This is a genomic window from Flavihumibacter solisilvae, assembly GCF_000814475.1.
In the GTDB taxonomy this organism is placed as follows: Bacteria; Bacteroidota; Bacteroidia; order Chitinophagales; family Chitinophagaceae; genus Flavihumibacter; species Flavihumibacter solisilvae.
This window is the reverse complement of record NZ_JSVC01000002.1, coordinates 202,920-227,918: the sequence shown is the minus strand read 5'-3', so window position 1 is coordinate 227,918 and position 24,999 is coordinate 202,920. Positions and strand designations below refer to the sequence as shown.

Here is a 24,999-nt window from a genome sequence, read left to right as displayed (position 1 = left end):
GACCTTAACGCCGCCAAGATAGTTCAATTACCTCAGAAAAAATTGAGCCACAGATATACATGAACGAAAAAACGGGCCATTTTAGTCTGAATATTCCGGATTGCAGATAGCGCTAAATGGGTTAGATTTGCCCCACAAAAATTGTATATGGCTAGTTTACAGGAGATTGCCTCACAGATTCGCCGGGATATAGTAAGGATGGTACATGGTGTTGCGAGCGGTCACCCGGGTGGCTCACTTGGCTGTACCGAGTATTTCACAGCACTCTTTTTCAAGGTGATGAAGCACAATCCTGCTTTCAATATGAATGGTACTGATGAGGACCTGTTTTTTCTTTCAAACGGCCATATTTCTCCTGTTTACTACTCAACACTTGCCCGTTCGGGGTATTTTGATATAAAGGAGCTGGCTACATTCCGCCGGATCAACAGCAGGTTGCAGGGACACCCCGCAACACATGAGCATCTTCCTGGAATCCGGATCGCCAGCGGTTCACTCGGCCAGGGCATGAGTGTAGCCATCGGCGCCGCCCTTACGAAAAAGCTGAATGGTGAATCTAACGTAGTTTATTCGCTGCATGGAGATGGTGAGCTGGATGAAGGCCAGAACTGGGAAGCTATCATGTTTGCTGCACACCATAAAGTAGATAACCTGATATCTACTATTGACTGGAATGGCCAGCAGATCGATGGTCCTACGCTTAAAGTAATGAACCTCGGCAATCTTGACCAGAAATTCCTGTCATTCGGCTGGGAAGTGATCATCCTCGAAAACGGTAACGACGTGGACGCAGTGGTGGAAACTCTTGAAAAAGCCAGGACTTTTGTTGGAAAAGGAAAGCCCATTGCAATCCTCATGAAAACAGCGATGGGCAAGGGTGTTGACTTTATGGAAGGAAGCCACGAATGGCACGGGATCGCTCCCAATGATGAGCAGCTCGCAAAGGCACTTTCCCAATTGCCCGAGACCCTGGGTGATTATTAAGTTCCTCCGGATCAGCTCCGCAACTGTACCGGTTCCATAGCGCCTTTTTTTGCCGGGAACCAGGAAGCGAGGAATGATACTACTATCACCGTTCCAAATACGAGCAGGAAATCACGCGGGTGAAATTTTACGGGATAATAATCGATCACGAATGTTCCACCTTCCAGGGCAACCAGTTTGTATTTGACCTGTGCCCAGCAAATAATGAAGGCGAGGATGGTACCGGCAATCGCCCCTATCGCGGCCAGCAGGAAACCTTCACTGATGAAGATCGATTGAACGCGACCGTTGGTGGCTCCCATAGCTTTTAAGACCTGAATATCTTTCCTTTTTTCCAGCACCAGCATGGTCAGTGACCCGATCATGGTAAAGGCGGCAACCACCAGGATCAGCGACAGCACGCCATAAATCACCCATTTTTCCATTTGCATGATACTGTATAGTCCCTGGTTTTGCTGGTAACGGGTCAGGACCGAAAATTTGTTTCCGAGCAGGCCGGCTATTACCCGTCTCACCTCCTCTTCATCTGCACCTTTATCGATGGAAATCTCCAGCGCACCGAATTCATCGGGTGCTAGGTTCAGCATCCTGCGCATGAAAGGGAGGTTGGTAATGACATACTTATTGTCGAAGTCCTGCTGAATCGCAAAGGATCCCGATGTATATAAGTTTTCGGCGCTTAATGACTGCATAGGATCAACTGCATTCATACCTGCCCCGCGCCTGGGTAAATAAGCTGTCAGGGGCAGCAGGGTGCGGTCGCTCCAAAGGCCAAGTGCGTTTTCAATACCTACTCCCAGCACCGCAAAAGGTTTATCGGCGTCACCTGTGGCAAATTTGCCTGCAAATACCTGGTCGGCAACGGTAGTTACTGAAGTATAATTGCTGTCGACACCTTTCAGGTAGGCGATCGTTGAGGCTTCCCCGTTTTTCAGCAGGGCTTTTTCTTCCATGACCTGCGACCAGGAAGCCACACCCGGGATACCGGCAATAGCTTTAAGCTGGCTACCGGAAAGCTTCATCACTTTTCCTGAAGCCGGTACAACCTTGATATCAGTGTAGAAGGTGGCATACAGCGATTTCACCAGGTCTTCAAACCCGTTAAAAACACTCAGCACTACAATCAGCGAGGCAGTTCCCACAATTACGGCAGAAACGCTTACCCAGGCAATGATATTTATCGCATTGGTGGATTTTTTCGACTTGAAATAGCGCCAGGCAAATAGGAAATTCACTCTTCGGTAGGTTTGTTTTGATCTGGGTTATCCTTATTGATCTGTTTGAACAGCTCTTCCATTTTATAAACCTGGTCAAGAGTATCGTCAAGGTAGAACTGCAGTTCGGGAATCCTTCGAACCTGGTGTTTGATGGAAGCTGCCAGTTCCCGTTTGATTTCCCATGCCCGGTCAGCCAGTTTCTTCATGGCTGCGGCCCTGTCCTTCACCTGGAATAAACTTACATATATCCGTGCTTCAAGCAGGTCGGGAGTCATCTTAACGGATGAGATGGATACCATACCTCCATCCATCATGGTAAGGCCAAGATGCTGAAATACCGTGTTCAGTACTTCCTGTACCTCACCTGCTACCTGTTTCTGTCGTTTCGATTCTTGCATAGGGGAACCCGGTTATTTAGGGCAAAGATGCGAAGAAATTCATAGGCTGCCCCCAAATTGTGTAGGTTTGCAGTTTCTTATTATTTCAGCAGAATGAAAAAATTCTCCAGGATCCTTAAATATCTCTCACATAAGAAGGGGAACATCGCCCTTTATTTTCTCTTCAACCTGTTATCGATTCTCTTTTCGCTGGTGTCGCTGGCCATGCTGGCCCCGTTTCTACAGTTACTGTTCGGACTGGAAAAAACTGTTGATGTGGAACCGGTTTTCAACTGGTCTGCTTCAGGGCTTATGAACTACATGAAGTTCCACCTCAGCCAGCTGATACGCGTGAGTCCGGTATATGCGCTGAAAATGATATGTATAACTATCATTATCACAATATTCCTCAAGAACGCCTTCCTCTACCTGTCCTACAGGGTGCTCGCTCCCATGCGGAACTATGTAATGACCAAATTAAGGGCGGACCTCTACACGAAAATCCTTGAACTCCCGATCGGGTATTTTACTGAGCAGCGTAAAGGCGACATCATCAGCCGGATGAGCAACGATGTAAATGAAGTTGAATGGAGCGTGGTAGCCGCACTGGAAACACTGATCAAGGAACCTCTGACGATTATCATCGTGCTGGTATCCCTGATTTTCCTGAGCCCTGCCTTATCCCTTTTTCTTCTGATCCTGCTGCCTGCGATGGGTTTCATCATCGGAAGGGTGAGCAGGTCATTAAAGCGCCAGTCGACCACAGCCCAGGAGCAACAGGGCCTGCTGTTATCGGTGCTGGATGAAACCCTGGGAGGTTTGAGAGTGATCAAAGCTTTCAATGCGGAAAAAATCATTGGCAATAAATTTTTTGGCATAAATAAACACCTGAATCATATCAGGAATTCGATGAATTTCCGCCGGGACCTTGCATCACCGATGTCAGAATTCCTTGGGGTAATGGTATTGACTGCAATTCTCTGGTTTGGTGGACAACTGGTATTACAGAAACAAATCCTGGAACCCGCAGCATTCATCACCTACATCGTTTTTTTCACCCAGATCATTAACCCGGCCAAGTCCTTTTCAAATGCATTTTATAATGTGCAGCGGGGAAGCGCTGCCGTGGAAAGGATCGAAGCAGTACTGACTGCCCCGGTGAAAGTCCAGGAGGCCCCGAATGCCCGCGAGCTTACCTCTTTCAATCACAGCATCGAATTCAGGAACGTGTCTTTTGCTTATGAGGACACCCTGATCCTCGACGATATCAACCTGGTAATCGAAAAAGGCAAAACCATTGCGCTGGTTGGATCCTCCGGTTCCGGTAAATCAACCCTGGCCGACCTGGTACCACGTTTTCATGACGTAACGAAGGGCGAACTGCTGATTGATGGCATCAATATCCGGAATTATACACTGAGCTCTGTACGTGAGCAGATGAGCATCGTAACCCAGGAGCCGATCCTGTTTAATGACAGTATCGCCGGTAATATTTCTTTGGGACATCCGGAAGCTGGTCAACCTGCCATCGAACATGCGGCGAAAGTGGCAAATGCCCATAACTTTATTTCCATGAAGGACGAAGGGTATGACACCAATATCGGTGACCGGGGTAGTAAACTCAGTGGTGGTGAACGCCAGCGCCTCACCATCGCCAGGGCATTGCTCAAAAATCCCCCGATCCTGATCCTGGATGAAGCCACGTCATCGCTTGATACAGAAAGCGAAAGGTTGGTACAGGATGCAATTGATAACATGATGCAGAACCGCACCAGTATTGTAATTGCCCACCGCCTCAGTACGATCCGGCATGCAGACGAAATCATCGTACTGCAAAAAGGAAAGATCGTGGAAAGAGGAAACCATGAAAGCCTGATCAGCCAGAATGGTTTTTATAAACGGCTCGTAGAAATGCAGGAAGTAAAATAGATTTGACAAAACCCGATACACACATGAATAAAACAGCATTGCTTGCCTTTGCCCTGGCCCTCTGCACAGGCACACAGGCCCAACAAAAATCCGTCACTTTTGACCAGGCATTCAGGGGAACTCCGACCAACCTGATGAAACCCCTGCCAACATTCAGCAAATGGGTCGACAATTCCCATTACATTGAAACCAGGAAGTCTGCCGATGGAGCGACAAAGCAATATTCGGTTGACATAAAAACAGGGAACTCCACAGAGTATACAGGCGCTGTTGGTGAAAAATCCGCAGCTGTTCCGGCGATAGCTATCACAGGTGCAAGGAACCAGACCGCATCTCCCGACGGTAAATATTTCGCTTACACAAAGACCGATAATAACCTCTATGTAATGGAGGTCGCAACAAAAAAAGAGACCCGCCTTACTTCAGACGGCAATGATTCACTGCTGAATGGATATTCATCATGGATCTACTTTGAAGAGATCCTTGGCCGCCAGACGAGATACAAAGCTTTCTGGTGGAGCAATGACAGCAGGCAACTGGCTTTTATGCGGTTCGACGAAACAGGCGTACCGGTATTCCCGATCTATGTTGCAGATGGCCAGCATGGGTACCTGGAAAATAACCGCTATCCCAAACCTGGTGATAAAAACCCGAATGTCCGTATTGGCATTGCACATCTTGACAACAACAATATCACCTGGGCGGATTTCAATGAGAAGGACGACCAGTATTTCGGCACTCCTCTCTGGACTCCAGGTGGTCAGCTCTGGGTGCAGTGGATGAACCGCGGACAGGATGAACTGAAGGTTTATGGCGTAGATATCACTTCGGGACAAAAATCACTTGTTTACGAAGAAAAGCAAAAGACCTGGATCGATCTCGATGATACTGACAGAATTGAATTCATTGCTGATGGCAGGCAGTTCATCGTAAAAAGTGATGAGTCAGGCTGGAGACACCTTTACCTTCACGACGCAACAGGCAAGCGCATTGCCCAACTGACAAACGGCGACTACACGGTAGGTGAGATTTATAAAGTTGATGAGAAAGCCAAACGAGTTTATTTCGGCGCACGCAAGGAAAACAGTGCCCGGTGGGACCTTTACAGTGTTGGATTGGATGGGAAAAAGATGCTTCGTCATTCGTTCGGTGAATATTCTTTCAACGGCATGAACATTTCCCCTGATTACAAACATTTCATTACCACGTATTCAAACTTAGCGACCATTCCCACTGCTGTTGTCGTAGATATGAAAGGAAAGATTGTAAGGGAAATCGCTTCGGCAAATGGAACTGAAGCCGCTAATTATACCCTTCCTAAAAAAGAACTGCTGCGGGTAAAATCAGCTGATGGACTGTTTGACCTGCCGGTGCTAATTACCTACCCGGTAAACTTCGATCCCAACAGGAAATATCCTGTACTGGTAAGCATTTACGGAGGACCAAATGCCGGGCAGGTTTACGACCAGTACCGCATGAGTGCAACCGAGATCTGGTGGGCACAGGAAGGCCTGGTACAGGTTTCCTTCGACAACCGCAGCAGCGGTCACTTCGGTAAAAAAGGAATGAATTTTATTCACAGGCAGCTGGGCAAGTACGAAATAGAAGACTTTATGACCTGTGCAAAATACATGAGATCACAGCCCTGGGTAAACGATAAGAAGATTGCCATTACAGGGGGATCATTCGGTGGTTATATGACCTGCATGGCGCTTACCTACGGAGCTGATGTTTTTACGCATGGCATTGCGAATGCGTCTGTTACCGACTGGCAGTTGTATGACACCCATTATACCGAAAGATTCATGGATACTCCTGCTGAGAATCCTGAAGGCTATAAAAACACTTCTGTTATGACTTATGCTGACAAATACAAAGGCCTGCTGCGAATCGTTCATGGCACCACGGACGACAACGTACACATGCAAAACAGTATTCAGCTGATCAATAAGCTTGAAGACCTTGGCAAACACTTTGAAATGATGGTTTATCCAAACGAACGCCACGGTATCGGTGGAAACAAACAAACCAAGCGGATGCACCTGATCTCGGAAAACGCAGCGTTCTACTACCTGCAGTTACTCGAGAAACCTATTCCGGCTGCTTTCTGGAAGAAGGAAGTGAAGGGTTTCTGATCATTGGAAAAAATTATCCCGGAAGCGATACCAGATTTTGGTATCGCTTTTTTTATTTTGGGGACATATCAGTACCAATATGTCAATAATTAAAGCAACACTCGAGGATGTTCCGGCTCTTGTTGAACTCATCAACAGTGCATACCGGGGTGAATTTTCAAAGAAGGGGTGGACGAGTGAGGCTGACCTGCTTGTAGGCGGGAAACGAGTGGATGAGATCCATATGACCAATATGATCCTGAAAAAAGGGAGTATGGTACTCAAACATGTAACTGCGACCAACCAGATTACCGGTTGTGTTTACCTTGAAGCACATGGTGACCACCTGTACCTGGGCACATTAACGGTATCGCCGGTTGAGCAGGCAAAAGGAATCGGAAAACAATTATTGAAGGCTTCGGAAGCAGAGGCAGTACTGCAGGGAAAGGATTACATCATAATGACAGTTATCACGGTTCGTCCTGAACTTATAGGGTGGTATAACCGTCATGGCTATGTGGACACAGGTATACGCAAGCCATTTCCACACGAGCCCTGGCAGGGCAGACCCAGCCAGCCGCTTGAGTTCATGGTGCTGAAAAAAATGGTCAGGTAACGAGTGCCGCGACCGGCCTGGTTACCTGACCACCAAAATTATTTATTCATGGTATTTTTTGCCTCGATACTGAGCGTGGCATGTGGCACTGCACGAAGGCGCGCCTTATCTATCAGTTTGCCTGTAACGCGGCAAATACCATATGTTTTATTCTCAATGCGCATGATTGCCTTTTCGAGGTGATCGATAAAGGTGATCTGCCGGCTTGCCATCTGTGCAAGCTGCTCACGTTCCATGCTGACACTTCCGTCTTCCATGGTCATGTACCTGCTTTCACTCTCGTCACCACCCATCTCATCTTTGCGGGTTATCAGGCCCTGCAGGTAAGCCAATTCCTTCTTTGCTGCATCAAGTTTCTTATTGATCAGTTCCTTGAACTCTTGTAATTCTGCATCACTGTATCGCATAGTTGGTCCTGTTGGTGTTGAAGTATTCTGATCGAGCACACTCTTCGTAAAATCAGGATTATACGGTTGCACGGTCTTTGTCTTGATTTCCGGCATCACCACCTTGGTCGGTCTTTTTTCCGGGGGTGGGGCCGGTTTTTTAATGGGTATCGGTGTAGTTTGTTTTGAATCGTCTTTTACTGCGGGCTTAATTGGGGCAGGTTTAATTGCCTGGCGGATTGTTTTTACCGGCGCTTTTTTTTCAGCTGCCTTTGGGGCGGCTTTGGCAACAGCTGCCGGAGCTTTCACTTCAGCTGCTTTTTTCACGGGTTCTTCTTTCTTAGGTGCAGGTTTAACAACCGGTGCAGGTTTTGGGCTTACGGCTTTTGAAGCTTTGGCAACAGCTTTCGCGGGAGTGGCTTTGGCCGGAGCTGCTTTAGAGGCTGGTGCCTTTGAAGGAGCGGCTTTGGCTACGGGTTTGGCTGGTTTAGTCGCAGCTTTCTTAACCGGCACAGCTTTTTTCGCTACGGGCTTCGCAGCGGCTTTTTTAGCTGGGGCAGGCTTTTTGGCCGGAGCAACTTTTTTGGCGGCGGGTTTAGCGGCCTTTTTCTTTGTTGCCATACATTGTTCCTTTTATCCGGTGATGAATTGTCTGTTTATCAGGATCGGGTTGCTTTGTCAACCCAAACTTTTATAGCTTGTTCATTTACTTCTATGGCCGTTCCTTCTTCAAGTTCTTCAACCAGCTCCAGCTTATCGGCCAGTACTTCGGCTTTTATATAGTGGCCAAATTGCTTTATGGAGTCTGCAAGTGTTCCTGCCTTTGAAAGTTTTACCAGAATCCTGTCTGTCAGATCATAGCCATTGTCCTTCCTAATCTTCTGGATCCTGTTGACCAATTCTCTCGCATTTCCTTCTTGTTCCAGTTCCGGAGTTACAGTTACGTCCAGCGCCACGGTTAACGGGCCTTTTGAGCTGACCATCCATCCCGGAACATCTTCACTGGTTATTTCAACCTCATGGATTTGTAATATTAAGGGTTCGCTATCAATTTCCAAAGAATATGAACCTTCTTTTTCAAGTGTTGCGATTTCTGCCTGGGTGAATGCATTGATCGCTGAAGTCACCGCTTTCATTTTATTTCCCAGCCTCTTACCAAGTGCCTGGAAATTTGGTTTTATTTTCTTCTTTATAAATCCGTCTGCATCAGTCAGATACTGCACTTCTTTCACATTCACTTCGCTTTTGATCAGGTCTTCCACTTTCTGCAACTGTGTCTGCATGGAGCTGTTGAGTACCGGAACCAGTACGCGTTGCAATGGCTGGCGGACTTTAATATTCACCTTCTTCCGGAGCGACAAAACGAGCGATGAAGCATCCTGGGCCAGTTGCATCCTTTCCTCAAGGGCCGGATCAATTACAGAAGTATTTACCTCCGGGTATAAAACATGATGCACTGAACCCTCTGTGAATCGATTGGAAACGGAATTAAGGTTACCGAACAGCCAGTCAGCAAAGAATGGCGACACAGGGGCAATAAGCCTTGAAATGGTTTCGAGGCACTCATACAAGGTCTGGTAAGCACAAATTTTATCATGTTCGTATTCGCCTTTCCAGAACCTGCGCCGGCAAAGTCGAACATACCAGTTGCTGAGATGTTCATCCACAAAATCTTCAACAAGTCGGCCGGCAATGGTCGGCTCATAATCGTCAAAAGCTGCAGTCGCCTCTTTCACCAGGGTGTTTAACGAAGAAAGGATCCACCTGTCTATTTCCGGACGTTGATCGAGTGGGATATATTTCTCAGAAAAGGAGAACTTGTCGACATTGGCGTACAGTGCGAAAAACTGGTAGGTATTATAAAGCGTACCAAAGAACTTTCGTTGCACTTCCCTGATCCCTTCGAGGTCAAATTTCAGGCTATCCCAGGGCGAGGCGTTTGTGATCAGGTACCAACGGGTTGCGTCAGCACCAAATGTTTCGATGGTTTTGAAAGGATCCACAACGTTCCCCAGGCGCTTACTCATCTTATTTCCATTCCTGTCAAGTACCAGCCCGTTCGAAACCACAGTTTTATACGCAACACTATCATACAACAGTGCACCCAGTGCGTGAAGGGTATAGAACCATCCACGGGTCTGGTCTACTCCTTCCGCGATGAAATCTGCGGGGAAGTTCTGGTCGAACGGCGCGTTGAAAGGACGCTCATCCCCTGCTGCGAGTTTTTCCTGGTTAAGTCCCCATTGTGCATATGGCATGGCGCCACTGTCAAACCACACATCAATCAGGTCAGGCTCACGGCGCATTGGCTTTCCGGATGCGCTTACGAGAATTACTTCATCCACATAAGGTTTGTGAAGGTCAAGTATGCCATCATGCAGGTAATGCTTATTGATATCTCCGCCGAGCACTTCATTGGCCTTGCGGATTTCCGTATTCAATTCATTGATCGACCCGATGCATTTTTCTTCTGAGCCATCTTCAGTACGCCAGATGGGAAGCGGGGTACCCCAGAAACGGCTCCGGCTCAGGTTCCAATCCACCATATTTTCAAGCCAGTTGCCGAAACGGCCCTCGCCAGTTGCTTTAGGTTTCCAGTTGATGGTCTTATTCAGCTGTACCATCCGGTCTTTGATCGCAGTGGTCTTGATGAACCATGCATCAAGCGGGTAGTATAAAACGGGCTTGTCTGTCCTCCAGCAATGGGGATAGCTGTGTTCATACTTTTCCACCTTGAATGCCCGGTTCTCTTTTTTCAGCTTCACACTGATATCCACATTGACGTCCACATACGCGGGATCATCCTTGTAATTCTTTACAAAACGTTTGCTGAACTCACCCAGTCCGTCCACAAACTTCCCTTCCCGGTCCACGAGGGTGAGAATCCCGATGTTATATTTCCGGCCGACCTTATAGTCATCAGCACCGAAAGCTGGTGCAGTGTGAACGATACCTGTACCATCTTCTGTTGTGACAAATGTATCGTTAAGCACCCGGAACGGATCTCCGCCGGCACGCTGTGCAGTATTAGCATCGAATGGCAGCAGCTGTTCATATCGACACCCTTCGAGGTCACTTCCCTTAAACTCAGAAAGAGTCTTCCAGGGGAGCAGCTTCGACTCAGCAGAGTAATCAGCAAAGTCCGCATTTTCTCCCTCGGCTTTGAAGTATTTTGCTACGAGCGCCTTCGCAAGCACGACAGAAACAGGCAGATGTGTGTATGGATTGAATGTGCGGACCAGGACATAGTCAATTTTTGGTCCGGCTGTCAGTCCCAGATTGGAAGGCAGGGTCCACGGAGTTGTTGTCCAGGCCATGAAGAAGACCTCTTCGTCGCCGGCGGCGTCAAACAGGAAGCGGCTTTTGTCATCGCGGACTGCCTTGAACATGGCTACTACACTGGTATCCTTGACATCTTTGTAGGTTCCAGGCTGGTTAAGTTCATGTGAGCTCAGGCCGGTGCCTGCTGCCGGTGAATATGGCTGAATGCTGACGCTCTTATACAATAATCCTTTTTCGTATAACCGCTTCAGGCACCACCATAGTGTTTCAATATAATTATTCTCAAAAGTGATGTAGGGATCGTTCAGGTCGACCCAATAACCCATTTTATTGGTCAGGTCATCCCATTTGTCCTTGAACCTCAGGACTGCCTGGCGGCATTTCTGGTTATATTCCTCAACGCTGATGGTCTTACCGATATCTTCTTTTGTGATGCCCAGTTCTTTTTCAACGCCCAGTTCGATTGGAAGTCCATGTGTATCCCAGCCGCCTTTTCGCTTCACCTGGTAACCCTTCATGGTCTTATAGCGGCAAACCAGGTCTTTTAATGTCCGGGAAATCACGTGATGGATTCCGGGCATTCCATTAGCACTTGGCGGACCTTCATAAAAAACAAAGGGGGTTGCTCCTTCGCGAAGGGATACGCTTTTTTCAAATGCCTGATACTCAGCCCATTTTGTCAGAATTTCGGCTTCGATGGAGGGTAGATTCAATTGCTGGTATTCACGATAGCTGGCTGCCATATAAACTCGCTGATTCTTAACTACTTATAAATTCAATATTCGAAATAGACGCGAAGTTACTGAAATTCTACGGCTGTTGCTCCGGTGTAATGGCGATTCCCTCCTGAATGGTTATTCGTGAATTGTCCCATATCCCATCAAAATCGGGAACAATCTCCACAAATATTGGCGGCTCTTTTCCTACCAGGCCCCCTGAGCCCGACAAGTCCTGACCAAGGAATCATTTTTGAGTTTTTCAGCAGATATAATAAATGGAAACACCCCGAAGCAGTTAACATAATTTCAATACGTTAAAATTGACCCTTGCTGTTTCACTTTTTTCCACACTATTAACGTTTGGCACAGTTTCTGAAACTATGAATTTGAACAAAGCAACGAAGAACATACTGATTTGGTCAGTATTCAAAATATTCCTGAAGTCATCAGGTAAAAATTTCTACGGTTTAGGGTTTAGGGGTTAAAATAGGGGGTAGTCTTGCCCCCTTCCTCTTTTTTAGGACCTGCCGGTTGATACGCAAAGCGCTTTATTTGCTCCCTTTATTTTCCCGGGTCCAACGGTAAACCCTAATCGCTGTCATCAGTAATACTATAAGAAGCGCGAGTCCTACAAGGCCATAAACCAGCCCCATTCCCTGTTTTACCACCACAAGCATAACAATCGCGAATAAAAAGACGGTTGCCACTTCATTCCATAGCCGAAGTTGATTGGATGAATAACGAAAGTCGCCGTTCATTTCCTGGCGGAAGATCCGGTGCAGGAACAGGTGATAGACGTACAAACCTGCTACGAAGATGAGTTTGATCAGCAGCCACCTGCCTTCCGGGGCAAGAAGGACTGCCTCCCAGTTACCGGTAAAAAGTACCGACAGTCCAAAAATTAAAGTGAGAACTGCAGAAGGCCAGGTGATTCCGAACCAGAGCCGCTTCATCATAATAGAGAATTGTGACTGGAGTACCTGTTTTTCTAATTGAGGCTTTTCCCGTGCTTCGGTGTTATAAATGAACAGCCGGGGCATGTAAAACAGGCCGGCAAACCAGGTAACTACAAAAATGATATGCAGTGCTTTAATATATAGGTACAAGCTGAGTCGGTTTTATCAACTGTTATATGCCGTTATGAGACCATTTTTCCAGGGTGCTTACCCAGGCCGGGTGACTGTTCAGGCAGGGGATCATGGTAAATTTTTCCCCTCCTGCATGCAGGAAAATCTCCTTTCCTTCTTCGGCTATTTCTTCCAATGTTTCAAGACAATCGCTCACAAAAGCAGGGCACGCTACCAGCAGGTTCTTGATTCCTTCACCTGGCATTTCCTGCAGTCTTTGCGCTGTATAAGGCTTCAACCATTCATCCCGGCCAAGCCTGGACTGGAAGGAATGACTGTATTTTGATTTCGGAATATCCAGGGCAGCCGTTACCCGTGCCGTCGTTACCAGGCATTGATGCCGGTAACAATGCTGGTGTGCAGGTGAGTCAACTGAACAGCAGTCCGCTGATTTCAGGCAGTGATTCCCCGTAACATCATCTTTATGAATATGTCTTTCAGGTATTCCATGGTAACTAAAGAGGATATGGTCGTATTCTTCCTTTAAATAAGGTGTAATACTTTCTGCCAGGGCGTTCAGGTACCCCGGCTCATCATAAAAGGGCGGAATGATCTCGAGACGGAACTTGTATCCACCTTTCTTATGGCATTCCTTCGCATATTCAACAGCAGTTTCATAGCTGCTCATGGCGTACTGCGGGTATAGGGGAACAACTATCACTTCTTCGAGGCCGGGGGCCTTTTGCAGCAATTCGTCGAAACCCTGGCGAGGTGAAGGATTTCCATACCGCATGGCGATGGCAACGGGCTCGGCTATACGTGACTGCAGGGCAGCCTGGAGTTCGCGGGTCAGCACGATCAGTGGTGAACCTTCCGGTGTCCAGATCGACGAATAGGCTTTTGCCGATTTTGGCGCCCGGAAAGGGACGATAATGCCTTTAACCAGCAACAGCCTCGACAAGTATGACATATCGATCACCCGTTCATCCATAAGGAATTCATTCAAATACCTTCTTACGTCCTTTACAGATGTCGAGTCGGGTGAGCCGAGGTTCATGAGCAGGATTCCACGCTTCATATTAACCGAAAAATTAAGATTTAAGATGCAAAACTACTTCTCCTGACGCGGACGAAATTAAATAAGCAATTCATACCTGCGAAATGACAATTCACTGACCGTTGAAGACGGTATACAGGTAATATGACAGTTCACTGACAGTTCGTATAGGGTCTTTTCCACCGTTAGAGTTTAAATTTGTGGCGGAATTGAGCTATGAATATGGGAGACTATCCAAAAGACCTTCAGCATTTCTTCGTCGCCGGCATCAGTTATAAAAAATCTGATGCGGCTGTTAGAAGCCGATTCGCCATCAGCCACGATCAATATATCCGCATCATTGAAGAGGCGAAAAAATCGGGTGTTGCAGAATTATTCGTTCTCTCCACATGTAACCGCACCGAAATTTATGGTGTTGCCCGTGATATTGAGCAACTGGTAAGCCTGATCTGTGAAGCAACCGGTGAACCAGCAGAACTTTTCCGCCCGATCGCTTATTTACACCGTGGTAAGGAAGCCATGCAGCATCTTTTTGAAGTAGCAGCGGGACTGGATTCCCAGATACTCGGCGATTATGAGATTGTGGGCCAGATAAAACTTGCCGTGAAGTTCTCAAAGGAAAGAAACGGCATAGGTCCATTTATTGAAAGGCTTTTCAACCAGGTACTTCAGACTTCCAAGCTTATTAAAAATAATACCGCGCTGAGCAGTGGTACGGTTTCCGTTTCTTTTTCGGCAATCCAGTACCTGAAAGAGCAGGTGCCGGATGTAGCTTCCAAAAAAGTGTTGCTGATTGGTACCGGGAAGATAGGTGCAAATACCTGCCGCAACCTGATTGATTACCTGGGCTGCCGACAGATCACGCTGATCAACCGCACACACGAAAAAGCCGTAGAGCTGGCGAATGAACTTGGCATCTCCGCCCTCTCATCCGATCACCTCAATTCCGCCATTACAAGCTCCGATATTATCATCGTTGCAGCCAATGCCAGCGACTACCTTATAACTGCTGCACACCTCGGCAATTCCAGCCGGCAGTGGATTGTTGATCTTTCCATTCCCAATAACGTTCATCCGGAAGTGGGTAACCTCCAGGGCAAAAAACTCCTGAATGTTGACGAGCTTTCCCGCATCAAGGATGAAACATTACAGAAAAGACTCGAAGAAGTGCCTAAAGCACTTGCCCTCATTGAAGAACAGTCGGCAGAATTCCTCGAATGGTGCCGGATGCGCAAGCAGTTGTCAGTTCTTGGGGTGGTAAAACTCAAACTCGAAGAGATCCACACCCGGGGGCAACAATCTTCATATGGATATACGACCTGTACTACCTTCACATCAGCGGATGAAACGGCGGTAAGGATCCAGAAAGTGTTGAATACAATGGCTGCAAAAATGCGCACCAGGAACGAACGTGGATGCCATTACCTGGAAGCGATCAACGATTTCATTGCATTCGCTGCAAATTAAGATGACAAACAAGATGATCAGAATTGGTACAAGGGACAGTCAGCTGGCCATGTGGCAGGCTATACGGGTACAGGAACTCCTGAAAAACAAAGGCTTTGAAAGCGAGTTGGTACTCATCAAAAGTGAGGGAGACCTTGACCTCATAACTCCACTATACGAAATGGGTGTGCAGGGTGTCTTTACACGGACACTTGACTCAGCACTGCTTGCAGGCAGGATCGACATCGCAGTACATTCCATGAAAGATGTACCCACGCAACCAGCAAAAGGAATTGTTGCTGCCGCAGTGTTGGAAAGGGGAAACTATATCGACCTGCTGGTTCCTAAGAACGGAACAGCATTTCTTGAGGATACCGCATCGCAGGCGCTGGTAGCAACAAGCAGCATCCGCAGGCGGGCGCAGTGGCTCCACCGGTACCCGCAACACAATATCACCAATCTGCGGGGGAATGTAAATACACGTCTCCGTAAACTAGCCGAATCTGACTGGGACGGTGCCATTTTCGCCGCTGCCGGTCTTGAAAGGACCGAACTTCGTCCGGCCAATGCAGTTTCGCTCAACTGGATGTTACCTGCACCTGCACAGGGCGCGATCCTGGTCGTATGCAGGGAAGATGACGCTGCTTCACTTGAAGCATGCAGCTTACTCAACCACGCGGAAACAGCAATATGTACTAAAGCGGAAAGGGATTTTTTGCGTGTACTGATGGGCGGTTGCTCCACTCCCATCAGCGCCCTGGCTGAGATCTCAGACGACACGATACGTTTCAGGGGAAATATATTCTCTTACGATGGCAGGGATCACTTTTCCATAGAGCTGGATGAAAAGCTCGGGAACGATGCCGGCGATATCGGCATAAAAGCTGGTAAAAGAATACTTGAAGCAGGTGCACACAAAATAATTGAACAAATCAGGAAGAGTGGATAACGGTATCAGGATATTGAGCACCCGGCCGCTCAGCGACGAAATTATCGAAGCTGCAACAAGCCGTGGTGTGGATATTACGGTACTTTCATTCATAGATACCGCTTCTATCCGGACTACGGAGGTCATCGAGGAGATAGAACACGCATCCACACAGATTACCACAGTAGTCTTTACGAGCATGAATGCCGTGGAAGCAGTTGCGGAAGTGCTGCAGGGACTACGCCCTGAATGGAATATTTTCTGCATTGGAAACTCCACCCGCAAGCTTGTCGAAAGATATTTCGGTGAGGAATTTATAACTGCAACAGCCAATGATGCGGTGAGTCTCGCAGAAACGATCATCGAAGAAGGAACAGCAGAGGAAGTAATCTTTTTTTGCGGCGATCAGCGCCGGAACGAATTACCGGAGTTATTGCAGGATGCAGGCATAGAGGTGACCGAAATTATTGTGTATGAAACTATCGAGACGCCTCATCGCTTAAGTGAAGAATTTGCTGCGGTGCTCTTTTACAGTCCAAGCGCCGTAAATAGTTTTTTCCGGTATAACCGGCTTGGTGAACATACCCTCGCTTTCGCAATTGGAAAAACAACCGCAGTTACAATACAACAATTCAGCAGGAACAGGATCGTCATAGCTGATGAACCCGGAAAAGACCAACTGGCCTGGAAGGCAGTGGAAATGCTGAATACTGATAAATAAAAAGCAATTTTTACGGATATGATTCAGAATGACCTGATTTTACGTGCACTTAATGGAGAGGAAACAGAAAGAGTACCGGTATGGATGATGAGGCAGGCTGGCCGCTATCTTCCTGAGTATATGGTATTGCGTGAGAAATATGGTTTCTTCGAAAGATGCCAGACACCCGAGCTCGCATGCGAAATTACCCTTCAGCCGGTTGATATTGTCGGCGTCGATGCCGCTATTCTTTTTTCCGACATACTTGTGGTTCCGCAGGCAATGGGCCTTGAAGTGCAGCTTGTCGAAAGCAAAGGCCCCATCCTTCCGCAACCCATACAACAGGAGAAGGATATGCAGCGCATAATGGTGCCGGATGTAAATGAAAGGCTTCACTATGTTTTTGATGCCATTCGCCTGATCAAAAAAGAACTGAACGGACGGGTTCCGCTCATCGGTTTTGCAGGTGCGCCGTGGACATTACTCTGTTACATGGTGCAGGGCAAGGGATCCAAGACATTTGACGAAGCAAAAGCATTCTGTTATGCCAAACCTGAGTTGGCGCACCGCCTGCTCCAGATGATCACAGATACGACAATTGCTTACCTGAAAGGCCAGGTGAAGGCGGGTGCAGATATCATCCAGGTATTCGACAGCTGGGGTGGATTATTGAGCCCGCATGATTTTGAAACCTTTTCTCTGAAATACATCAGGCAGATCGTTGCAGCTCTCAAAGATGAAGTGCCTACTATCATATTCGCAAAAGGTGCATGGTTCGCGCTCGAAGAAATGGCGGCGACCGGTGCACATGGACTAGGTATCGACTGGTGCATTCAGCCACAACGCGCAAGAACATTCGCAGGAAGAAATGTGACCTTACAGGGAAATTTTGATCCGGCGAAACTGTTGTCGCCTATCCCGGTTATAAAGCAGGAAGTTGAGACAATGCTCACACAATTCGGAGGCCACCGTCATATTGCGAACCTGGGCCACGGTATCCTGCCGAATGTGCCGGTAGATCATGCAAGAGCCTTTGTTGATACGGTCAAGTCATTTGACAAGGCCAGGTTTGAAAAAGAAAAAGTAGCCGGATGAAACAATCCTGGATCGAATACATTCACGAACTTCAGGACCGCATCTGCCAGTCCATCGAAACCTGTGACGGAGAAGCCCGGTTCCGGGAAGACAAATGGAACCGCCCGGAAGGTGGTGGCGGAAAAACACGCGTGATAGCCAACGGTAAGGTATTTGAAAAAGGCGGCGTTAATACTTCCGTGGTAGAAGGCAAAGTGACAGATAGCATGCGTACCTATCTCAAAATAAACGGAGACGGATGGTTTGCCTGCGGACTAAGCCTTGTTTTACATCCATTCAATCCGTTTGTGCCTACAGTACATTGCAACTACCGGATGTTTGAATTATATGATGAGAAAGGAATGGTAATTGACCGCTGGTTTGGCGGAGGCACAGACCTGACACCCTATTATCTTTTCGAAGAAGATGCACGACATTTTCATCAATGCTATAAAGACGCTTGCGATAAGTTTGACTCCGGGTTTTATGCACGCTTCAAAAAGACATGCGATGACTACTTTGTGAATACACATCGCAATAATGAAAGACGCGGGATTGGCGGAATATTTTATGACTACCAGCGTCCGGACGAAAACAGGAATGCTGATTTCTGGATGCGCTTCGGACAGCGATGCGGCGATAGTTTCATCCCTGCTTACCTGCCGATTGTTGAAAAAAGAAAGGATATACCCTTCACTGCGAAACACAAATACTGGCAGGAGATCAGGCGGGGCCGATATACTGAGTTCAATCTCGTGCATGACCGTGGTACTTTGTTCGGGCTGAAAACAAACGGCCGCACTGAAAGTATCCTGATGAGCCTGCCTCCTACTGTGCGATTTGAATATGACCACAAACCTGAACAAGGTAGTGAAGAAGAAAAATTGTTGATGGCTTGTTTAGAACCGAAAAATTGGTTGGCGGAGCAAGCGAATAAGGTAACAAAATGATCAACAGAAAAGAAATATTATGTACCTGCAAAGAAGAAACAGAATATTAAGGAAATCTCCGGCGATCCGTTCAATGATAGCGGAGACAAGGTTGTCGCCTGACGATTTTATTGTACCGCTCTTTATTGACGAAGGAGCGGGTATCAAAACAGAAATCCCTTCCATGCCCGGCTATTACAGGAATAGTCTTGACAATACGGTTAAAGAAGTGAAGGAGTTATGGTCAATGGGACTGAAGAGTGTACTTCTCTTTATAAAATGTTCCGATGAACTGAAAGATAATACGGGTAAGGAAGCGTGGAATTCAGACGGTCTGATGCAGCGGTCAATTAAGGCAATCAAAGATGCAGTTCCTGAAATGCTTGTAATGACCGATGTCGCCTTGGATCCGTATTCTTCTTATGGCCATGACGGCATCGTTGAAAACGGGCAGATCGTTAATGACATTACAGTAGAGGCGCTTGTAAAGATGAGTGTCAGTCATGCGCAGTCGGGAGCAGACTTCGTAGCGCCAAGTGATATGATGGATGGACGCATCGGTGCAATCCGCAAAGGGCTTGAAGGAAGCGGGTTCAGCAATACCGGCATCATGAGCTACAGCGCGAAATACGCGTCATGCTTCTATGGACCATTCCGCGATGCGCTTGACAGTGCCCCGGGGTTTGGCGACAAGAAAACATACCAGATGGATTATTCCAATCGCGTTGAAGCGATCAGGGAAACGCTTATGGATGTAGAAGAAGGTGCAGATATTGTGATGGTGAAGCCTGCGCTTTCATACCTCGACATTATCCGCGAAGTAAAAAACAGTGTGTCTGTTCCCGTCAGTGCCTATAATATCAGTGGTGAATATGCCATGATCAAAGCCGCAGCAAAGATGGGCTGGATCAATGAAGAAAAAGCGATCATGGAAACGTTGACATCAATCAAACGTGCAGGCGCCGACCTGATCGCCACATATTTTGCCAAAGACGCAGTGAGGATATTGGGGTGACAGGCAGATTTATTGACTTATTCACTTATCTATTTATTGAAATTCCATGAATACTACTACCAGTCAAACTCTTTTTGCCCGTGCGCAGGAATCAATTCCAGGCGGTGTCAATTCTCCGGTGCGGGCATTTAAAAGCGTCGGCGGAACACCGTTGTTTATTAATCATGCAAAGGGTGCATACCTGCATGACGTAGACGGGAATTCGTATATAGATTATATCGCTTCCTGGGGTCCCATGATCCTGGGTCATGCATATGAACCCGTGGTAAAAGCGATCCAGGAATATGCTACCTATTCCACATCGTATGGCGCACCAACTGAACTGGAAATCAGGATGGCCGAACTGATCAGGAGCATGGCGCCGAATATAGACCTGATCCGGATGGTCAGCAGCGGAACAGAAGCGTGTATGAGCGCTATCAGGGTTGCCAGGGGATATACGGGAAAAAACAAGATTATAAAGTTTGAAGGTTGTTACCATGGACATGCAGATGCATTTCTCGTTAAGGCAGGGAGCGGCGTTGCTACATTCAACATCCAGGCAGTACCAGGGGTAACAGCAGGTGTCAGTACGGATACGCTTACCTGTGCCTACAATGATATCGAAGCAGTAAAAAAGATCTGCGCAGGTCATATGGGTGAGATCGCCGCAATTATTGTGGAGCCGGTAGCCGGGAACATGGGCTGTATCCTGCCAGAGAAGGGATTCCTTGAAGGGTTAAGGAATATATGTGATGAGGAAGGCATTGTGCTCATCTTTGATGAGGTGATGACGGGCTTCAGGTTATCAAAGGGCGGTGCGCAGGAGAAACTGGGAATAGACGCTGATCTCATTACTTACGGTAAGGTAATCGGTGCCGGTATGCCGGTTGGAGCTTTCGGGGGAAAAAGAAAGTTTATGGAAGTTGTGGCTCCCCTGGGAAATGTGTACCAGGCAGGTACACTTAGCGGTAACCCGATTGCCATGATCGCGGGGTATACATTGCTGTCCGAACTCAATAACAATCCATCGCATTATGCGGAGCTTGATCAAAAAACCACTTACCTGAAAACCGGACTTACAGAAGTGTTGCAGGACTGGGGACAGCCATTTGTGATCAACCAGTTGGGATCGATGATCAGTGTGCATTTCAGTGATGTGCCGGTGAGGGATTTTTCAACTGCATCTGAGGCGAACAACGACCGCTTTAAAAAATATTTTCACGCCATGCTCAACAGGGGTGTCTATCTGCCTCCATCTGCATTTGAAAGCTGGTTCCTGAATAATGCGCTGACAAAAGAGGACCTTGACAAAACAATTCAGGCCACCAGGGAAAGTCTGCAGGAAATAATTTAGTAATTTCAGAAAAATCATTGCCATGTTATCAAAAACAATGCAGGAGGCACTAAATAAGCAGGTTCAGATGGAAGCCGAATCATCCCAGGCATACCTGGCAATGGCTTCATGGGCTGACATACAACCGGGATTGCAGGGTGTAACTGCTTTTTTTTACAAACAGTCGGACGAAGAGCGGGTGCATATGCTTAAACTGATCACCTTTATCAATGAGAGGGGTGGTTTTGCCATTGTTCCGCCGCTCGAGCAGCCGATCCTTACGTTCCGGAGCCTTCAGAATGCCTTCTCCGAGTTTTTGAAACATGAAATAAAAGTAAGTGATAGTATTAATGACATTGTACACCAGGCTTTGTCAGAAAAAGATTATGCAACCCACAACTTCCTGCAGTGGTATGTAACTGAGCAAATGGAAGAAGAGCGCCTGGCCAGGACACTTAATGAAAAGCTGGAGCTTATTGGCGAAGATAAAAGTGGTCTCTACCTGTTCGACAGGGACATTATGGCCTACCGTGGGCCCGGAAAATAACAGATCAATAAATTTGCGGGGAATCGCACAGGCGACTGTTAATGGAGCAACAGTTCACAGGGCTTGATTCCGGTGTGCTTCTTGAAGGCAGTAGAAAAATGCGAAATCGAGGAATAACCCAACATCAGGGATACTTCTGTCACGCTTAAACCTTTCTCATAAAGAAGGTAACGGGCGTGTTCCATTCGCTGGCTTTGATAAAAGTCGAATACGGTGGTACCATACAATTCCTTGAAACCTTTTTTGAGGTAGCATTCATTGATGGCAACCTTCCGGCTGAGTTCCTTTATGGTAAGCGGTTCACCTATATGCTGCAGTAATACTTCCCTTGCTTTTTCGATCTTTTCCCTGTCGGCATCATTAGCCAGGAACTTACAGGAGAAAGCAGTTTCCTCCTTTTCACCGATCATGCATTCCAGGCTGTACAGCAAAAGCATCTGCAGCTGTGCATTGATGAAAATGTTTTCCATTGAACCGGAATAAGTATGGTTCAACAGGGCTTCCAGTACCATCCGGGTCCGGCTACAAAGGGAAAGGGTCTTGGAAAACGACGACGCATGCCGGAAGCTCACTATTTCGTCCGGTAAATTCTTTCCCTTTCCGGCATAACTGTACTGGGATAAATGGGTAGGAGAAAACACAAAGCTCAACACATCGATACTTGAAGCCCGATGTTCACAGGCCAGCGTCTGGTTAGCTTTACAGTTGTTACATTCCGAAACCTTCTCCCGACAATACATATTACCGGATATGCAAAAGCGTAACTCTATATAATTCTGGCTGCTTTTCGGTTCCACACGGTGATAAACGAGCATGCCCAGGTCATCCATATCCCATTGTGGCACTTTCCGGTACCGGTAAATGGTATACTGAACAGATCCGGGAATCTGCTGGCCTTTCTGGTGCATCAATTCGAGTTCATCGTGCATAACCGGTGCTTTCCGGGCCAGTGACAATATATCGGGTGCCTGATGCATGGGGCGACAAAAGTACATCAAAATGCCTTATTGGAGGCAGAACATCGAAAGCCCGGCAGATTTTACAGTTTGCTGACAGAGCGGGCCTGCAGGTGATTTCACCCTCCTTTCTACCCGTTTTCCACATTGCCATTAAGGGCGTTAAAAACAGCCGATCTACCCTTGCTTTTCCGTACATTTGCCAATAGCACAATTTTATTTAAAACAGCGATTTACAGACAGATAGTATGAGTATTGAAACCCCCGAAAAAACGCTTACCAGTCCGAGTGGTTATGGCGCTGATAGCATCCAGGTACTTGAAGGCCTGGAAGCGGTTAGGAAACGACCGGCCATGTACATTGGTGACATCGGCGTTAAGGGATTGCACCACCTGGTTTATGAAGTGGTAGACAACTCCATTGATGAGGCCCTTGCAGGATATGCCAAAAACATTATCGTCAACATACACGAGGACAATTCCGTTTCTGTTTCGGATGATGGCCGGGGAATCCCGACCGCCATGCACACCAAAGAGAAAAGAAGCGCACTCGAAGTGGTAATGACGGTCCTGCATGCCGGGGGTAAGTTCGATAAGAACACCTACAAGGTATCAGGCGGTCTGCATGGTGTGGGTGTGAGCTGTGTGAACGCACTGAGTACCCGTCTTCATGTAACTGTTGAACGCGAAGGAAAAATCTTTGAGCAGGAATACAGTATCGGCGTGCCGAAGTATGCCGTTCGGGAGATCGGCACTACCGACCAGACAGGTACCAGGGTACATTTCTGGCCGGATCATTCGATCTTCACCGTCACTATTTACAACCGCGAGATCCTCGAAGGTCGTCTTCGCGAGCTGGCATTCCTGAATCGCCGGATCAGCATTACGCTTAATGACCTGCGCGAAAAAGACGACAACGGCCAGCACTATACGAATACTTTCTACAGCGAGGGTGGTATCGTGGAATTTGTTGAAATGCTCGATGCCAGCGCAAACCGGACTTCGCTTATTGCCAAGACATTGTATGTCGAAGGCTATGATGAGGGGTCACATGTATCCGTTGAAGTGGCGCTTTCATATAACAACGATTTCAAGGAACATATCTTCAGCTACGTAAACAACATCAATACCATTGAAGGTGGTACCCACGTAACCGGCTTCCGAAGGGCGCTGACACGGGTGTTCAAAAGCTATGGTGATAAGGAAGGCATGTTTGAGAAAGCCAAGATCGAAGTGGAAGGAGATGACTTCCGCGAGGGCTTAAGCGCCATCATTTCGGTTAAGGTTCCCGAACCGCAGTTCGAAGGCCAGACCAAAACAAAGCTGGGAAACAGTGAAGTGAGCGGTGTGGTGGAAACAACTGTGAGCAGGGCACTCGATTCCTACCTGGAGGAAAATCCCAAGGAAGCGAAAAATGTAATCAGCAAAGTAATCCTCGCAGCACAGGCAAGGGTGGCAGCCCGGAAAGCCCGCGAAATGGTGCAGCGGAAAACTGTTTTGAGCGGTGGTGGTTTGCCTGGTAAACTGGCGGATTGTTCAGAAAGGGATGCAGAGCGTTGTGAGCTCTACCTGGTGGAAGGTGACTCGGCGGGCGGAACTGCAAAGCAGGGCCGTGACCGTAACTTCCAGGCTATTCTTCCACTCAGGGGTAAGATCCTGAACGTGGAAAAAGCCATGGAACACAAGATCTATGAGAATGAAGAGATCCGCAATATGTACACCGCGCTTGGCGTAACCGTAGGAACTCCGGAAGACCCGAAGGCCCTCAACCTCACCAAGCTGCGCTACCATAAGCTGATCATTATGACCGATGCCGACGTTGATGGCTCGCATATTGCAACACTGATCCTCACTTTCATCTACCGGTATATGAAAGAAATGGTTGAGCAGGGATATGTATACATTGCACAACCACCTCTTTACCTGGTTAAGAAAGGAAAGGAACAGGCTTACGCATGGGGAGAAGAGGACAGGAAAATGCTCGTTGAAAGACTCGGCGGGGGTAAGGAAGACAGTGTAAACATCCAGCGTTATAAGGGTCTTGGTGAAATGAACGCTACCCAGTTATGGGAAACAACGATGAACCCGGATACGAGGTCATTGAAAAAAGTAACAATCGAAAGTGCTGCAGAAGCAGATCGTGTGTTTAGCATGCTGATGGGTGATGAGGTCGCACCACGCCGCGAATTCATTGAAAGCCATGCGAAATACGCAAAAATTGACACATAATTTTAAAATTGTCGAAATAGGGCACTGATTTTGTTGGTTTTGGGAATTTTTGGCTAGCTTGTAAGCCTTTGAAATTTTAGATTTAATATTCACTAACCATAAAAAACAATTAA

The 24,999-nt window shown here is 47.3% G+C and carries 20 protein-coding genes; 13 read left to right on the top strand and 7 right to left on the bottom strand.

Annotated features, from left to right (window positions below):
• Positions 1–147 precede the first annotated feature (147 nt).
• On the top strand, positions 148–984 hold the full coding sequence (locus OI18_RS02840; RefSeq protein ID WP_039136950.1) for a transketolase: 837 nt from the start codon (positions 148–150) through the stop codon (positions 982–984).
• An 11-nt stretch (positions 985–995) separates the two neighbouring features.
• On the opposite strand, the gene OI18_RS02835 is transcribed toward OI18_RS02840, so the two are convergent.
• Together OI18_RS02835 and rbfA are read right to left on the bottom strand one after the other, a co-directional pair.
• Positions 996–2,219 (bottom strand): FtsX-like permease family protein, encoded by a 1,224-nt coding sequence (locus OI18_RS02835; RefSeq protein ID WP_039136948.1) that lies wholly within the window; start codon positions 2,217–2,219, stop codon positions 996–998.
• Positions 2,216–2,599 carry a 30S ribosome-binding factor RbfA gene (rbfA, locus tag OI18_RS02830; RefSeq protein ID WP_039136946.1) on the bottom strand — a complete coding sequence of 128 codons (384 nt, stop codon included), beginning with the start codon at positions 2,597–2,599 and terminating at the stop codon, positions 2,216–2,218. Before rbfA ends, OI18_RS02835 begins: the two co-directional genes overlap by 4 nt.
• 93 nt (positions 2,600–2,692) lie before the next feature.
• On the opposite strand from rbfA, the gene OI18_RS02825 reads away from it, so the two are divergent.
• The 3 genes from OI18_RS02825 to OI18_RS02815 all read left to right on the top strand — a co-directional run bounded on the left by OI18_RS02825 (position 2,693) and on the right by OI18_RS02815 (position 7,237).
• Entirely contained in the window at positions 2,693–4,507 is a 1,815-nt protein-coding gene (locus tag OI18_RS02825) for an ABC transporter ATP-binding protein (RefSeq protein ID WP_039136944.1), read from the top strand.
• A 23-nt stretch (positions 4,508–4,530) separates the two neighbouring features.
• Positions 4,531–6,642, top strand: a complete 2,112-nt coding sequence (locus tag OI18_RS02820; protein ID WP_039136942.1) for a S9 family peptidase — start codon at positions 4,531–4,533, stop codon at positions 6,640–6,642.
• Positions 6,643–6,721: 79 nt separating this feature from the next.
• The gene (locus tag OI18_RS02815; protein ID WP_039136939.1) at positions 6,722–7,237 is read left to right on the top strand and encodes a GNAT family N-acetyltransferase; all 516 of its coding nucleotides are present in this window, start codon (positions 6,722–6,724) and stop codon (positions 7,235–7,237) included.
• 38 nt (positions 7,238–7,275) lie between these two features.
• Here OI18_RS02815 and OI18_RS24490 read toward each other — a convergent pair whose 3' ends face one another.
• From OI18_RS24490 to hemH, 4 genes are all read right to left on the bottom strand, one after another.
• Positions 7,276–8,244: a TraR/DksA family transcriptional regulator gene (locus OI18_RS24490; protein ID WP_152616707.1), complete on the bottom strand. Its 969-nt coding sequence runs from the start codon at positions 8,242–8,244 to the stop codon at positions 7,276–7,278.
• A gap of 38 nt (positions 8,245–8,282) precedes the next feature.
• Positions 8,283–11,648, bottom strand: a complete 3,366-nt coding sequence (gene ileS, locus OI18_RS02800) for an isoleucine--tRNA ligase (RefSeq protein ID WP_039136938.1) — start codon at positions 11,646–11,648, stop codon at positions 8,283–8,285.
• A gap of 524 nt (positions 11,649–12,172) precedes the next feature.
• Positions 12,173–12,730 carry a CopD family protein gene (locus OI18_RS02795; RefSeq protein WP_039136936.1) on the bottom strand — a complete coding sequence of 186 codons (558 nt, stop codon included), beginning with the start codon at positions 12,728–12,730 and terminating at the stop codon, positions 12,173–12,175.
• A 22-nt stretch (positions 12,731–12,752) separates the two neighbouring features.
• The gene (gene hemH / locus OI18_RS02790) at positions 12,753–13,769 is read right to left on the bottom strand and encodes a ferrochelatase (RefSeq protein WP_039136934.1); all 1,017 of its coding nucleotides are present in this window, start codon (positions 13,767–13,769) and stop codon (positions 12,753–12,755) included.
• A gap of 201 nt (positions 13,770–13,970) precedes the next feature.
• On the opposite strand from hemH, the gene hemA reads away from it, so the two are divergent.
• From hemA to OI18_RS02750, 8 genes are read left to right on the top strand one after another with little or no spacing between them, the layout of a single operon-like run.
• Entirely contained in the window at positions 13,971–15,215 is a 1,245-nt protein-coding gene (hemA, locus tag OI18_RS02785; RefSeq protein WP_052272820.1) for a glutamyl-tRNA reductase, read from the top strand.
• 13 nt (positions 15,216–15,228) lie between these two features.
• Positions 15,229–16,143, top strand: coding sequence for a hydroxymethylbilane synthase (gene hemC / locus OI18_RS02780; RefSeq protein ID WP_240312705.1), 915 nt, complete (start codon positions 15,229–15,231; stop codon positions 16,141–16,143).
• Positions 16,136–16,843: a uroporphyrinogen-III synthase gene (locus OI18_RS02775; protein ID WP_039136929.1), complete on the top strand. Its 708-nt coding sequence runs from the start codon at positions 16,136–16,138 to the stop codon at positions 16,841–16,843. The genes hemC and OI18_RS02775 overlap by 8 nt, the downstream gene beginning before the upstream one ends.
• Positions 16,844–16,861: 18 nt before the next feature.
• Positions 16,862–17,917, top strand: a complete 1,056-nt coding sequence (gene hemE, locus OI18_RS02770) for a uroporphyrinogen decarboxylase (protein ID WP_039136927.1) — start codon at positions 16,862–16,864, stop codon at positions 17,915–17,917.
• Entirely contained in the window at positions 17,914–18,846 is a 933-nt protein-coding gene (gene hemF / locus OI18_RS02765) for an oxygen-dependent coproporphyrinogen oxidase (protein WP_039136925.1), read from the top strand. Before hemE ends, hemF begins: the two co-directional genes overlap by 4 nt.
• 19 nt (positions 18,847–18,865) lie before the next feature.
• Positions 18,866–19,840, top strand: coding sequence for a porphobilinogen synthase (gene hemB, locus OI18_RS02760; RefSeq protein ID WP_039136923.1), 975 nt, complete (start codon positions 18,866–18,868; stop codon positions 19,838–19,840).
• 46 nt (positions 19,841–19,886) lie between these two features.
• Positions 19,887–21,176, top strand: a complete 1,290-nt coding sequence (hemL, locus tag OI18_RS02755; protein ID WP_039136922.1) for a glutamate-1-semialdehyde 2,1-aminomutase — start codon at positions 19,887–19,889, stop codon at positions 21,174–21,176.
• Between the two features lie 22 nt (positions 21,177–21,198).
• The gene (locus OI18_RS02750; protein WP_039136921.1) at positions 21,199–21,702 is read left to right on the top strand and encodes a ferritin; all 504 of its coding nucleotides are present in this window, start codon (positions 21,199–21,201) and stop codon (positions 21,700–21,702) included.
• A gap of 38 nt (positions 21,703–21,740) precedes the next feature.
• On the opposite strand, the gene OI18_RS02745 is transcribed toward OI18_RS02750, so the two are convergent.
• Positions 21,741–22,679: a helix-turn-helix domain-containing protein gene (locus tag OI18_RS02745; RefSeq protein ID WP_039136919.1), complete on the bottom strand. Its 939-nt coding sequence runs from the start codon at positions 22,677–22,679 to the stop codon at positions 21,741–21,743.
• Between the two features lie 227 nt (positions 22,680–22,906).
• On the opposite strand from OI18_RS02745, the gene gyrB reads away from it, so the two are divergent.
• Positions 22,907–24,886 (top strand): DNA topoisomerase (ATP-hydrolyzing) subunit B, encoded by a 1,980-nt coding sequence (gyrB, locus tag OI18_RS02740; RefSeq protein WP_039136917.1) that lies wholly within the window; start codon positions 22,907–22,909, stop codon positions 24,884–24,886.
• Positions 24,887–24,999: the final 113 nt, after the last annotated feature.

Bases quoted from the DNA above. Each gene is read 5' to 3' on its own strand.
- OI18_RS02840 (WP_039136950.1), top strand. From the start codon at position 148: ATGGCTAGTTTACAGGAGATTGCCTCACAGATTCGCCGGGATATAGTA.
- rbfA (WP_039136946.1), bottom strand. From the start codon at position 2,599: ATGCAAGAATCGAAACGACAGAAACAGGTAGCAGGTGAGGTACAGGAA.
- OI18_RS02825 (WP_039136944.1), top strand. From the start codon at position 2,693: ATGAAAAAATTCTCCAGGATCCTTAAATATCTCTCACATAAGAAGGGG.
- OI18_RS02820 (WP_039136942.1), top strand. From the start codon at position 4,531: ATGAATAAAACAGCATTGCTTGCCTTTGCCCTGGCCCTCTGCACAGGC.
- OI18_RS02815 (WP_039136939.1), top strand. From the start codon at position 6,722: ATGTCAATAATTAAAGCAACACTCGAGGATGTTCCGGCTCTTGTTGAA.
- OI18_RS24490 (WP_152616707.1), bottom strand. From the start codon at position 8,244: ATGGCAACAAAGAAAAAGGCCGCTAAACCCGCCGCCAAAAAAGTTGCT.
- ileS (WP_039136938.1), bottom strand. From the start codon at position 11,648: ATGGCAGCCAGCTATCGTGAATACCAGCAATTGAATCTACCCTCCATC.
- hemH (WP_039136934.1), bottom strand. From the start codon at position 13,769: ATGAAGCGTGGAATCCTGCTCATGAACCTCGGCTCACCCGACTCGACA.
- hemA (WP_052272820.1), top strand. From the start codon at position 13,971: ATGGGAGACTATCCAAAAGACCTTCAGCATTTCTTCGTCGCCGGCATC.
- hemC (WP_240312705.1), top strand. From the start codon at position 15,229: ATGATCAGAATTGGTACAAGGGACAGTCAGCTGGCCATGTGGCAGGCT.
- hemE (WP_039136927.1), top strand. From the start codon at position 16,862: ATGATTCAGAATGACCTGATTTTACGTGCACTTAATGGAGAGGAAACA.
- hemF (WP_039136925.1), top strand. From the start codon at position 17,914: ATGAAACAATCCTGGATCGAATACATTCACGAACTTCAGGACCGCATC.
- hemB (WP_039136923.1), top strand. From the start codon at position 18,866: ATGTACCTGCAAAGAAGAAACAGAATATTAAGGAAATCTCCGGCGATC.
- hemL (WP_039136922.1), top strand. From the start codon at position 19,887: ATGAATACTACTACCAGTCAAACTCTTTTTGCCCGTGCGCAGGAATCA.
- OI18_RS02750 (WP_039136921.1), top strand. From the start codon at position 21,199: ATGTTATCAAAAACAATGCAGGAGGCACTAAATAAGCAGGTTCAGATG.
- OI18_RS02745 (WP_039136919.1), bottom strand. From the start codon at position 22,679: ATGCATCAGGCACCCGATATATTGTCACTGGCCCGGAAAGCACCGGTT.
- gyrB (WP_039136917.1), top strand. From the start codon at position 22,907: ATGAGTATTGAAACCCCCGAAAAAACGCTTACCAGTCCGAGTGGTTAT.